The 12999-nt window shown below is 65.1% G+C and carries 9 protein-coding genes; 5 read left to right on the top strand and 4 right to left on the bottom strand.

The features are described 5' to 3' along the window. Nucleotides 1–90: 90 nt before the first annotated feature. Genes ACYVOK_RS24935 through ACYVOK_RS24925 form a run of 3 tightly spaced genes read right to left on the bottom strand, consistent with a single transcriptional unit; the run spans nt 91 to nt 6837 of the window. Nucleotides 91–621 (bottom strand): DUF4265 domain-containing protein, encoded by a 531-nt coding sequence (locus tag ACYVOK_RS24935; RefSeq protein WP_460664956.1) that lies wholly within the window; start codon nt 619–621, stop codon nt 91–93. Continuing rightward, entirely contained in the window at nt 593–5098 is a 4506-nt protein-coding gene (locus ACYVOK_RS24930; RefSeq protein ID WP_460664955.1) for a polymorphic toxin-type HINT domain-containing protein, read from the bottom strand. The genes ACYVOK_RS24935 and ACYVOK_RS24930 overlap by 29 nt, the downstream gene beginning before the upstream one ends. After that, entirely contained in the window at nt 4993–6837 is a 1845-nt protein-coding gene (locus ACYVOK_RS24925; protein ID WP_460664954.1) for a hypothetical protein, read from the bottom strand. The genes ACYVOK_RS24930 and ACYVOK_RS24925 overlap by 106 nt, the downstream gene beginning before the upstream one ends. Here ACYVOK_RS24925 and ACYVOK_RS24920 point away from each other — a divergent pair. After that, the gene (locus tag ACYVOK_RS24920) at nt 6830–7063 is read left to right on the top strand and encodes a hypothetical protein (protein ID WP_460664953.1); all 234 of its coding nucleotides are present in this window, start codon (nt 6830–6832) and stop codon (nt 7061–7063) included. The two genes, ACYVOK_RS24925 and ACYVOK_RS24920, sit on opposite strands and share 8 nt — an antisense overlap. A 210-nt stretch (nt 7064–7273) precedes the next feature. Here ACYVOK_RS24920 and ACYVOK_RS24915 read toward each other — a convergent pair whose 3' ends face one another. Next, a complete protein-coding gene (locus ACYVOK_RS24915; protein ID WP_460664952.1) occupies nt 7274–9817 on the bottom strand; it encodes a LamG-like jellyroll fold domain-containing protein in 2544 nt (847 codons plus the stop codon). 552 nt (nt 9818–10369) lie between these two features. Between ACYVOK_RS24915 and ACYVOK_RS24910 the strand changes: the two genes are divergently transcribed. The 4 genes from ACYVOK_RS24910 (at nt 10370) to ACYVOK_RS24895 (ending at nt 12956) form a co-directional block, all read left to right on the top strand. Continuing rightward, entirely contained in the window at nt 10370–10645 is a 276-nt protein-coding gene (locus ACYVOK_RS24910; RefSeq protein WP_460664951.1) for an LLM class flavin-dependent oxidoreductase, read from the top strand. A gap of 202 nt (nt 10646–10847) precedes the next feature. Continuing rightward, nucleotides 10848–11132, top strand: a complete 285-nt coding sequence (locus ACYVOK_RS24905; RefSeq protein WP_460664950.1) for a hypothetical protein — start codon at nt 10848–10850, stop codon at nt 11130–11132. A gap of 31 nt (nt 11133–11163) precedes the next feature. Then, entirely contained in the window at nt 11164–12330 is a 1167-nt protein-coding gene (locus ACYVOK_RS24900) for a PQQ-dependent sugar dehydrogenase (RefSeq protein ID WP_460664949.1), read from the top strand. 92 nt (nt 12331–12422) lie between these two features. Then, nucleotides 12423–12956 carry a general stress protein gene (locus tag ACYVOK_RS24895; protein ID WP_460664948.1) on the top strand — a complete coding sequence of 178 codons (534 nt, stop codon included), beginning with the start codon at nt 12423–12425 and terminating at the stop codon, nt 12954–12956. Nucleotides 12957–12999 lie beyond the last annotated feature (43 nt).

Here is a 12999-nt window from a genome sequence, read left to right as displayed (position 1 = left end):
TCAGGTCATAAGGAGTGACGGCGAACACGTACGAACCCGGCGGAGCGATCCCCTCCCCCTATCAAGCGACTTGACTCGACCTACAGCCAGCTAACCTGACAACCTCTCGAGATCGGTCAGGTGCTTGACCGAGACGTACGCCTCCTCGACTCCGACCAGTCCAGACTCGACCAAGGCCGCCAGCACAACCCTGAGGTCCGCGTAATCGGCCTCGGAGGGCACGTCGATGGCCCAGAGCAAGTCTGTCGAATCGATCTCCCACGAGCATTGGTGCTCGGTAAGAATCGCCTCTAGGCGTTCACGTCCCTCTTCCGATTTCACGATCACCCGGACGGTCGAGTTTCCCGACCGCCCGGCGATCTCGTCGAAGACCAGCTGCCTCGCGGCGTGGTCGACTCGCACCCGAACGGTGTCGCCGTACGCGACATCCTTGACGTAGAAGGGCACGTTCCTGACGATGCCCTCGCCCTGCACCGACGTCTTCTCAACCCATAGCAGCTCAGTTGACCCCGGCGCCCAGAGCCTCGTCTCTTCCGGCAACTCGAAGGACACCTTGAACAGCCCGGCGTTCGGCTGATCACCGCCATCGCGCTCAATCGCTGAGCCAGGCACGTAGTTCATCGTCCCACTCCAACACTGTCTTCGTAGATTTCGCGTTGTTACAGCGGCGACACGCCACGGCACCGTTGTGTGCGCCACCATGCCCGCCGTTCACCTTCGCCTCCACGTGGTCGATCTGTGCGTCGTCCGGCCGTCCGGGAACTCCCTTCTCGGACGGACGCCGAACCACCTGGCGACCGCAGTACTCGCAGACCAGCGTTCCCCCATTGGCTTCGAGATTGCGATCATAGACGGCTTCGCGCTCCGCGTCGGTGAAGTCCATCCCGGCCCGTTTGCAGTTGTGGGTGAGCGCCGACATCAGGCCCACGTGGTAGGTGTGGATGCCGAGAATCGTGAGATTGTAGACCGTTGCCGGCGCCGCGTACCTGCGGATCTCGACGAGCCCTGCGACCTTCGCGGAGCTATCCGTCGACAGTCGGGCACCGACCCGCAGGTCTTCGGCGTCAACCCACATCCGGCTAGCCGGCAGATAGAAGCGATGCCCGGCCGTCGCGGTGACCTTGTGGATCTCGGCGACACCGGCCTCACGCGATCCGGCCATCGTGAGCTCGACAAGGTCCTTGACGCCCTTACCGATGATGGTGGCCACGACGGGCTTAGACACAGATTTTCCCGTCGCCGGATCCGTTGCCACCACTTGATCGCCCAGTTTGATCTCCTCGATGGGTTTTCGCTTGCCGTCGGCGAGTAGGACGAGGGTGCCGGGTTTGAAGGAGTTGGCGGCGCAACTGGCTGCTTTGAGCTCGTCTTCTGCTTTGCGTAGGCCTTTGATGCCGTCTATGGCCTCGCCGACCAGGTCTTTGATTCGGCCGATGAGTTTCCAGGCCTTCTTGGCGTGGAAGAGGTATTTGCTGATCAGTTTGCCGGCTATGCCGCCGGCGAAGGAGGACAGCACGGTTACGCCGGTGGCTACGCAGGCGCCTAGATCGCCGTTGGTGAAGCAGTTGAGGGCGTCGGTGATGCCTAGTTCGTCGGCAACGATCTTGACTAGGTCCTTGACGACCTTCTTGATCTTCTTCTGCGCCTGGGCCTTGGCCTCGCGGTGCTTGGTGATCTTCGCGACCTGCTGCTTTTCGACTTCGCGATCGATCTCCTCAGGGGTGCTCGAGATGCTGTCCAGCAGGTCCTGAAACTCCGTGTCCGACATGCCGCTGCCGGGCGACGGCTCAGGATCGAATTCCCGCAGACCGTCCGGGTCGCTGTAGGTGGCCGGACTGTTGTTGCCGTAGCGATAGCCATTCAGCGTTTTAGGATCGTCGACATCCAGCAGCGGATCGACACTGATGAAGCGGCCAAGCTTGGGGTCGTATTCACGAGCGCCCAAATGGGTCAGACCGGTTGATGGGTCGTCGACGCCGTTGACGAAGCCTCGCGTGTTCGGTTCCCACGTCGGCGAGATCGCCCCGCGCGGGTTGCCGAACGGGTCCATGTGGCGGCGAGACACCGTAGTCGTCAAGCCATCAACAGACACCGTGGCGGTGCCATGCGGATCCGCCATCAGGTACTCGACCGACGTGCTGCTGTTGCGCATCGCAACGGTCGCACCGTTGAAGTCGTAGTACCTGGTCGACGACACAGAGTCCGCAGCCTTGTCCCAACGCACCTCACCCGACGCGAGGTAGAGAGTCGCTCCCTTCGGATCGTGGCGGATCAGGCGGGTACCGTCCGCGTCATAGACGAAGCTCGTATCGCCAGCAGCGCCGGTGACCGACGCTAGGTGACCCTCCGGGTCCCAGGTGAACGTGTCGGTGTCGCCACCAACGGTTCGGGACGACATGTTGCCCGCCGCGTCGTAGGCATAGCTGTCCACAGAGGTGCCGGAAGGACCGGCTGCCGACACGCCCGTCACGGCGTGCGGTCGGACGGCAGTTGCCGCCGGATACGTGTAGGTGGAGGTGGTCTCACCAGCCGGCTTGTGGTCAACGAGCTTCGTGCGGTTGCCCGAAGCGTCGTACGAGTACGACTGCCAGTATGGCGCCGGCCCACCCAAGGTGGATGCGGAACGGGCGTCCGCACAGCTGCCTGCCGGAGTCCAGGCCTCCGTGGTCCGCCGCAGGTGGTCAGTGGCGAAGCACTGAAGGTCCAGCGACGTACCGAACTGGTGCGAGACCGACGTGACGTTCGCCGCGTCGTCGTAGGTGTAGGTAAAGGTGTCGTCGGTCTGCAATACGCCTTCGCGGTCGACCTTCATCTTCGCCAGACGCCTGGTCCCCTGCTCGTATTCGAAGGACTGGTAAGCGGTCTGGCCGGTCTTCTGGCCGACGTGATACTGCAGCGGGTCCCCGTACTCGCCGTACTTCGTCCCGCTGACATACGCCTGCCATCCGAGCATCGCGTCGAGGTTGCCGGCCGCGTCGTAGTACAGGTCGACCGTCTCATCGGGAAGGCCCGGCGTGGTTGGCAACTTCGCCCGGCGGACACTTCCGTCGGGGTTGTACGACGTGGCGCTGGAGTACGTACCGGCCAATTTGCCCTCGGACGCCGGGATCACGACCTGGGTGCCGATCGGACGGTCCATCAGGTCGTAACCGGTGATGGCGGAGACGTAGTTGTTTCCGTTGATCGTCCGGGTGGAGGAGGTCAGGAGTCCCTTGCCGAGTGTGTCGTAGACCCAGCTGGCCAGAACCGGGCCAGTCGCAGAACCGTTGCGAACTGCAGTCTTTCGGTCGAGCTCGTCGTACGAGTAGAACAGCGTCTGTCCGCGGGCATCCGTCGAGGACACTAACCGGTCCGCGGCATCGTACGCGGACGTCGTGGTTCCCTTGTCGGGATCCTCGGTGCTGATCTGCCGACCCCGCAGGTCGTAGTCGAAGCGCCACACGCTGCCGGTCGCATTCGTCACCGACTCGAGCTGGTCGTCGGGGGTGTAGGTGTACCGAGTCGAGTCGTACTCGCCTCCAGCAGCACGCCCGTGGAACTGCCTGAGTTCCGTCACCTTTCCACGGGCATCGAGCATCTTGATGGTGGTCGTGTCACCTTCCGGAGGAATCACCGCGACCGCGTTGCCACCGTAGATCGTCTCGGTCCGCCACCGTTCGGCGTTCTGTACGACGAATTGCGACAGTACGAGGCGGTTGGCACCGTCGTACGTATTCAAGGTGCGCGCCGGCAGATTCGGCTCATTGGCATCGAAGAGCGCATTGGAAGGTGCCGACGTGTTGTCGTAGTACGGCCCGTCCTGGCTGGCCACGTTGCCCCGGTTGTCATACCTGGTGTCCATCAGCACGCGCCCGACCCCGGTCGCCGCGGGAGTCTGCACTTGGCGCTGCCGCAGCAGCCCGTCGAACAACGTCCGGCTCGTCTTGTAGGTGCCGTCAGGCTTGAGTTCCTGGGTCGCGACTACGTTGGGCGCAGTCTTGGACACCAGATAGCTGAAGATCATCGACGCCGTCGCACCGCCGGACTTCGAGCGGTTCGGAAGCCAGACCGCCGTCAGACGACCGAAGGCGTCGTAGGTCAGGTCGGTTCGACGTCCGTTCGGGTCGACCTCGGCGACGGTCGAGCCCCAGGCCGGCTCGATCAACGTGGAGCTGACGAAGCCCTTGGCATCTTCGGTCGACATTCCGGTGACCGGTCCGCCGGTCGCTGGGGTGAAGGTCACCCTGCTGGTACGCCGGTCAAGACCATCATAGGTCTCGATGACGCGGCCCAGCGAGTCGTAGACGGTCCGGGCGCGCTGCTCGTACACCGGCCCCGAGGACCAGCCGCTCATGCTCTCGACCTTGGTGATGAGGCCACGCACCGGCGCGACCGCGAGGTTCGCCTGTCCGTCGAAGTAGCTCCGCTGATCGGAGATGACCTGACTCGGACGGCTCGGCGTCACGCTGCAAGCGACCGAGACCTTCTCCTCCCGGCTGATCGAACCGAGAAGCCACAGCGCGTCGTTCCGATTGTAGGTGTAGCGGGTACAACGGTCATCGGACGTGACAGCGAGATCACCAAGGTCGTCGACCGTGGTGGGGTTACCCACGCTGTCGAAGGTCGTGACCGTTCCTGCCCTCCGGTGGCTGCCGCTGCTCAGACGAGTCCTGCTGACCGTCGATTTGGTTCGAAGGAGCATCGCCGTGTCGCCACCGACCGAGCCAGTCGCCGCGACCCATGGGCTGTTGATGGCTCCTTCGATCTCCGGACCTCCGGCGCCGTCGTAGGTGATCTGCTCACGAATGAATCCGTTGTACCGGTTCGCGTCCAGAATCGTGTCGCCTTGGCTATCGGCGACGATCACCGTCTTTCGATTCGTTCCGTTCTTGTCCAGATAGTCGTCGTGCATACCGCGGAAGAAGTTGTATTGCGTCTGGGTCTGATCGCCGACAGAGCCGGTCTTGACGTTGACCCGCGCGTAGCCCCGCCAATCGCCCCAGCTGCGGTATTTCAAGAGGGTGAGCTCGTTGTCGTCGAAGTGCCAGGCCGGTGTGCCCAGATAGTCGTAGGACTTGAGGTGGTCAGGAGCGTCGGTGTTGGCGTCGTCGACGACCACGGAGTTGACCACATACTTGTGGAACCAGTGCATCGTCGGCTCGGCTCCGCCGTCGATCGTCCAGTAGACGGGAAGCAGCGCCTGGTGTTCGTGGCCGGGTCGGAGGGCTTGGATGTCGGCGTGCAGTCGGCGCCGCTGTAGTTGACGCTGATGATCTGCCCGGACTCCGAGGCGATCGACGACACCCGGTACTTGATCATCGCCGGGGCGCCGTCACCGATGGCGTCGACTCGGTTGGGCTTGTCGATCGCGGTGAAGGTGACGGCCGGGTTGGTCAGGGTTGCGCCGACCTTGCCTTGGTGAGTGATCGACCGCAGGAAGAGTGAGCGGTTGCCGTCACCGGATGACGGGTAGTCCTGCGTGAGGGTCCAGGTGTCGACCGGTGAGTACGCCGTCCCCTTGAGGACCTCCGTATTGACGGTGGCGAGCCGCTTGCGGGTGAAGAAGGAGGGAGCCGTCCGGTTCGGGCACGACGTCGACGACGTGCAGACCTGGTCGAACGGCGTGTCGGGCCAGTAACCCGCGTTCGCGGCCGTCAACTGCGCCGGGTCACAGGTGACTGTTCCACTCGGCGTGCAGCGCTCCGCCACTCCGAACCAGACCCGGGTCGGGGCAGCCGTGGTCGTTTCGGTCGCCCCGGCCACCTTGCCGTAGTCGATGATCCAGGGGTAGCTCGCGCGCTGGTAGAGCGAGACGCCGGTGTTGTTGTTCCGCCCGTAGTAGTTGTTCTCCTGGACGTACCGGTAGCTCATCAGATTGTTGCTCAGATCAACAACCCGGTCGACGTTCCATCGCCATGCCTGAGTGCAGTACGACGCGGCGAACGTACTCGCGTGACAGGGCTCGCCGGCCTGGTTACCGAAGACCGGCACGGTGTTCACCGAGTTCGCCCGAGTCGATCCCGGAACTACCGGGTTGAGCCCGAAGTGGTACTTCGTACCGTCAGTCGTCGTCACCAGCCAGTACTCACCGTCGCGGGCCCCGTTGGTCGCGCCGTACCTGCGCTGGATCAGCGATCCGTCGTCGTTTTTCAAGCGGAACGTGTCGATCTTGTTCGTCGTGTCCGAGCTGATCTTCAGCAGCTCACCAGAATGACTTCCCAAGGACAGGATGGCGTTGTCGGACTTCCAGCACAGGTCCCCGGTCTTGACTGTGGTGTTGCTGCCGACCATGTCGTCCGCACAGGACACGTACTTGCGCTCGATGAAACCTGGCTCGAGCGAGTGCCCCTGGCCGACCCACGAAGTCTGGTTGTTGGTCGAGGCAACCTGGCCATCGATGGATCCGGAGCTGTAGTTGATCGACAGCTCCGGTTTAGGCCCGGCGGTGCCTGGCGGAACCCGCAGCGGATAGTTCCAGGTGAAGTCACCGGTCTGCGCGCCGACATTCCAGACCGACGACGGAGACAGCGACGTCGCGGCGTACGAACCAGTCGGACCGGACACGCCGGCGGTCACGGCCATCGTGGTGAACTGAGCGGTCGATTGCTTGGCGGAGCCTGTGGTGGCGGGTGGCGACGCGAGCTCGAGTTCACCTGACACGGTCTTGGATTCCACGTCGTTGCGGGCCGCAGGAAGGATTCGCTGCTGGACGCACTTGCCAGCCGCATCGCAGCTCAACTCGACCAGCCTGAGCCGCGCGGACCAGTCGCCCCCGAACGCATTGGCGAACTTCGAGTAGTCGAACGAGACCTTCACCCGTGCGGGCACGGCCTGTGCGTCCGTTCGGGCGATGCGCATCCCGACACCGGCGATTCCCAGCCGGCTGCTCTCGTCCTTACCGAGCACCTCGAGCTTCACCAACGGAGATGCCGCGCTCTTCGCGGAAGACGTGACGACGGCGGAAACAGGCGAGCCGCTCGAAGTCGTCGCACTACTTTCCAACGGGCCCGCAGTGCCGATCAGCGTGGTCGACGCCTCCGGCCAGACCGGCGCCGCCGAAGCCTTCGAGGCCGCGACCGCCTGATTGGACTGCCGTACCGCTGCAGGTACGAAGTCCTTTCCTGGCGTCGGCTTCTCCTGCTGGACCGCCGGCGCCGGACGCCCCACGGGTTTGGCCTGGGCCTCAGGGACATGCGACGCCACTCCGGCCACCAACTGAGGCCGAGCAGGGTCACGATCGCGGTCATGGCTGACCGCTTGTGGCGAAGTGATTGCATGGTTAGACGTCCTCAGATCAGCTGGTCGGGGCGGAATCAGCCATGTCAGTTTTGACGGCGTCGTCGTCGATCGGTCCTGGGTAAATGCGGACGTCATCGACCTGTCCATCGACCGGGTACGCGACGCCAGCTGCCGTGCCGGTTCCCATTCGCACCGCCCCAGCGCTGTCGCGTGTCGGCGGGAGCTCGCTCTTGGAATACGCCTGCGTGTCTACGAACAAGGTCAGAGAGTGGTCACCGGAGTTGTAGACACCAGTGAGATAGACCCAGTCACCGGCCGCGTAGGGCGTTGGGGCGGACGTCACTGTGAGGTCCCCTGAGCCATCGGGATCGGGCATCGAGAAGAACCAGACAGCCTTGGGCTCAGCCGGATCGGCGAGGTTCTGACTCAGAACGCCGAGGCTGAAACCGCTGGTCCCCGCGCGATCCTCGCTGAGGGCTACCTGCCGTCCCGGAGTGTTCGGCAGCTTGACCCGCACACTGGCGCTGAAGCTTCGGCTCGTGTCGACGATGTTGGTGGCCGCCGATGACGCGGTACCCGTGCCGGCCAACTTGACCGACCAGTCTTTGAGCATGAGGGACGGATCCCACCTGTCTCCCGCAGCCCAACTGGCATCCCCATTGAGAGTAACCGGCCGAGCCTTGCCGCTGGTGTCAGCGAGCGTCGTTCCGGCTCCCTCGTCCATCTGCCACACGCCAACCGGATCGCCGGTCTTCACCACGACGAAGACCTCTCCGTACGTGGCACTTTGATTTCCGCTGCGGTCGTAGCTCCATGCTCTGATCACCGTTGGTCCTGTCTTGGTGACCGTGAAGCTGAAGGTGCCGGGGCTGACGGGGATGATTGGGCTAGTGGGTTCCTCGGTATCGATCGTGTACCGGAAGTAGTTCTGGTCGACCGCGGTCGCGACGATCTTCACGTCGACCTGCTGCCCGAGCGAGTACACGACGTCTTCGCCAGACAGGACATCGATGGCCGGAGGACCCGGCTTGGAGGTGTCGATGATGAACCAGCACATCGGTGACCATGCCGAGTAATCCACGCCGTCCCAGGCTCGTGCCCGCCAGCCGATGAGCCGGTTGGAGTCAAGCGTGGCAACATCGCTCTGCGGTGTGTAGTCCGTGGTGCTGCTGCTGACCTTGGTCACGCTGGTGAGGCGCTGAGCCGGGGTCTGCTGGCCGTTGTACCAGAACTCGAACCCGGCCTGCGACGGCTGGAGGTCGTCGTCGAGGATCTTGATGTGCGGAACGGGGCTGGCCTGGTTCACCCTCGAGGGGTTCTGGTAGTCGGTCGCACAACCCATCGTGGGATCGGTTGTGCGCGCACCGGAGACCACTGGGATCCGGTTGTATCCGATCGTGAGTTTGACGGCCGCGTGGAACCGCTTCCAAGCCATCGAGTCCGTCTCACTTGCGGCGCGCAGGCCGAGGTGCACCCAGCCGCTGCGAGCCGCGGCTTGTTCGGCTACGGCGGTGATCACGTTGAACTCGAGCCACTTGCCGTTCGGGGTGCACTCGTCGCGGCCAACGGCGTCGATGACCGATGCGAGCGGCTTGAGCCAGACGTTGGAGCCGGAGCCGTTGCTCCAGTTGACCTCCGTATTGATCGCGGCGGTCTTCCATACCTGGACCTCCTTCTTGGTGCAACTGGCCGCCCACGTCTCGTACGCACCAAAGACGGCCGACGTGATGTGGGTGCCGGCGAGACCGGAAATGCCCATCTTGTAGATCAGCCGCTTACGGCTCCACGGCTCGAAGGACTGATAGCCCACGCCTTCCGGGCCTGCCCAGTTCCAAGACGACGTCGTCGGATAGTGCTCGTTGATCATTGCGCGGCCGGATTGCGCGGAGCTGAAGACAGGATCGATGTGCAGGGGATACTCCGTGGCGGAGTCGTTGACGAGGCTCGCTGCAGGACTGACAGTGAGGGAATCGTCGGTGACGGACACGGGAATCTGGACGACCTTGTCGCCCTCGAGGGGAGCTTCGGTTCGATCGTCGTCGGTGGGGGCCTGTGCCTCGCCTCGTGAGTCCCACATGACCGGCTGCGGACCGGTGAAGACAACCTTTCCCAGATCGTCCTTCGCCTGGATGGCACCAGACGGTGTCTCCGAGACGGTGAGACCGGGAGCCTCCATCTGCATGTCGAGGTTCTGCAGCTGCGGAAGGCGGGCAGCGGCCGGCGTCTTGACGACGAGGACCTCGCTGTACGTGTCGGGCGCGGCGGTGATCTTCAGGTCGACATCTGGCAGCACGTTCCGGTAGGTCACGTTGTCACCGGCAACGACCGGCGCAGGCAACGTGCCCGGCCAGGAGAGTTTCAGCTCGCTGCCATCGGATTTCATCACGATGAGGGGATCCGTGCCGCCGGCGGAGAAGCTCATGTCGAACGCGGCCGCCTTCGGCCGAATGCGCCCGTCCGGGCTTCGCTCAAGGGTTGTGTCGATGTCAAGCCAATGGTCGCCGCGCCGGGTGCGAACAGGGATGTTCGACTGCTCCAGCGTGAATGTGCCGTCGGGGTTGGCGAACGTCTGAGACGTCTCGGTGCGCTTCTCGAGCACCTCGACCCGGTCTCCCGACGCCTTCGCGCGTTGTGTCGGAGAATCGTCGGCAGCTGTGCTCGCGACAGCGGCGGGCTGAGCGTCAGCTGGCATGACCGCCAGCCACCCGGCGACTCCGACAGCAAACGCGCAGACTACCGTCCCTGCACGCTGAATTTTCGCCTTCCGCCCGTTGGGCAGACTCCACCGGCTCATGTCCCCACCGCTCTTCGACTCCCCCGAGCCACAGATGCGGTCTGAACCCTCAGGGTTGCGAAGGGTGACCAAACAGGTACAACCCATACAACTGACCCATACAAGTTCAGACGTGGGAGTGGCGGAGTGGGGGCACGTCGTCAATCAACCCGCCGTCAGGCGCCAGGAGTGCTCGTCACCTGGTCGCATTCATAACTGCAATGCATGAAATGTGCGCAGCATCGGCATTCGACGGTGGGGGGTGGCGGGCGGGGTGGAGATCGAGTTCGGGGTGTTGATGGATGTACGGGAGGGTGGTCCGGCGGGGAGCGGGTTGAGGAGGTGATGGTTGCGATCGGTTGGGTTTGACGGCTTAGGGTGCCTGGGCACCACCTGAGTCGGGTTGGATGTTGCCGGCGCGGACGAGGCGGATCCACGGTGGGGACGAACATTCTGGTCTTGCCTTTGCATCAGCCGTTACGGGTGGCTCAAGAGGCTGCCGTGGTGGATCCGATGCCGGGCGGGCGGATGATGCTCGGGGCCGGGCAAGCGTATTTGGAGGGGGAGTTCGCGGCCTTCGGCCTCGACCGACGGCGTCGGCGCGGCGCTGCTCGAGGAGGGCGTGCGGTTCATCCGGGAGGCATGGTCGGGTAGCGAGCTGACGCCGCGGGCCCGTGGGTTGAGGTCCCGATCTACGGGGCCGGCGTGACCCGGCCGGGCTGCGCCGGCGCGGCGCGGCTGGGCGACAGCGTGATCATCTACTGCGCAACGCCGGGCCGACCTCATCGCCCGGCGGAGACTGCTGGACGAGGTCGTCGATGACCCGCCGCCGTTCATCTCCACCGGGATCCTGCGCGTGGACCGCGTCTGGGCCGACGCCGCGCCGGGAATCGCCTATCTGGAAGGCGAGGTCGCGTCGTACGGCGGGACCGAACCACCTCCCCGGCGCCGCGGCGGCTATCTCGTCGGTACGCCGGGCGACGTCGCCGTCCGCTTCATCGCGCTGCACGAGGCGACCGGTTCGCCCGCTTCGCGGACTGGCTGCGGTTGCCGGGGGGTGTCGCGCGAGGCTGCGATGCGGTCTCTCGAATTGGTTGCAGGTTGGGTGATGGCCGGCGTACGGGCTGGTGTGGGCCGCTAACTTGGGAGGCACATCGACCTGAGGAGACGGCGTGAAGGCTCGTGCAGCGGTGATGGTGGCGGCGCTCGCGCTCGCGGCCGGGTGCACCGGCGACGACAACGGCGGCGAGTCGTCCGGTTCGGGGACCTCGGCAACGAGTCCCAGCAGTACTGCGCCAGCGCCGACCAGCCCTTCCTCGACGGGCCCGGGTGCGTCTGCGCCGCCGCGGACTACTGCGACGGCGCAGGGGCCGGTGCGGTTGGGGGTGGCGTCGACGGTGGCGACGGGGATCGAGGTGCCGTGGGGGTTGGCGTTTCTGCCGGATCAGAGTGCGCTGGTGAGTGAACGCGACTCGGCGAAGATCAAGCGGGTCGCGGGCGGGCGGGTGACCGAGGTCGGTGAGGTCGACGGGGTGGATCCGTCGTCGGAGGGCGGGCTGCTCGGGCTGGCGGTCGACCCGCAGTACCCGAGCCGCCCGTACATCTACGCGTACTACAGCACCGGCGGGGACAACCGGATCGCCCGGATCACTTATCGGGACAACCGGCTCAGCGACCAGCAGGTGATTCTGGACGGGATCCCCGCGGCGTCGATCCACAACGGCGGCCGGCTGCGGTTCGGGCCGGACGGCTTCCTGTACGCCGGGACCGGTGACGGCGCCGACCGGCCGACCTCGCAGGACGACGGGTCGCTCGGCGGCAAGATCCTGCGCATCACGACCGACGGCAAGGCCGCGCCCGGCAACCCGGGCGGCCGGATCTGGTACTCGAAGGGTCACCGCAACGTGCAGGGGATCGCGTTCGACGGGAACCAGTTGTACGCCGCCGAGTTCGGCCAGAACACCTGGGACGAGCTCAACGCGATCACGTCCGGTGCGAACTACGGCTGGCCGGCCGCGGAGGGGATCGAGGGCCTGGACGGGATGACCGACCCGATCGCGCAGTGGCGTACCAGTGACGCCTCGCCGTCCGGGATCGCGTTCGCCCAGGGCCACGTGTTCATGGCGTCGCTGCGGGGTGAACGGCTCTGGGCCATACCAGTTGCCGGAGGCAAGCGAACGGGTGAGCCGCGGGCGTTCTTCACCGGCCAGTTCGGCCGGCTCCGCACGGTCGAGGCCGCACCGGACGGCTCGCTGTGGTTGACCACGTCGAACACCGACGGCCGCGGCGACACCCGCGACGGCGACGATCGCATCCTCCGCATCACGATCAGCCGCTGAGCGGCAACTCGCCAACCGTTTGGGCTTCCCAGTCGTCTGGTACTAGTGGAGGAAACCCCAGACACACCAGTGCAGTGAGGGAGGAGTTGGTGATGCGGCCCGACCAGGCGCCCGTGGTTCCCAGCAGCGTGATCGCTTCGGTGAGCAGCTTCGAGGATGCCCGCCGGACAGTGGATTACCTGCGAAGTTACGGGATGGACGCAGGGTCGCTGGACATCGTCGGCGCCGACCTCCGGCTGGCCCGGAAATCGCAGGCGGTCCCGGTCGCCAGACTGACCGCCGTCGGTGCGCTCCAGGGCGCCGTCCTCGGGCTGCTGGCCGGCGTCTTCATCACCCTGGTGGCCGAGACAAGCCTCACCGGCCTCGCCGTCGTCGCCTGGGGTTTCGTGTACGGCGGCCTGCTCGGCACACTGGGGGGTCTGTTCCGCGGCCTGATCCGCAACCGGCCGGACGTGGTGGCGACCGAGGTGGTGCCGACCCGCTACGAGGTCCGCTGCCCGGTCGAGGAACTCTCGGTCGCCCGAACGCTGCTCGCAGACGCCGACGACGTGGACGACGGCCGGGTCGAACGCCAGGTCATCGCCGACGCTCCCCAGGAGACGCCGGCGCACCGGAACGCCGCCTAGAACCAGCTGTGCCGGGCCCTGGACGAATCCAGGACCCGGCACC

This window comes from Kribbella swartbergensis (assembly GCF_054784135.1).
The sequence above is the reverse complement of the archived record's forward strand: the minus strand, read 5'-3'. Positions and strand labels throughout refer to the sequence as shown.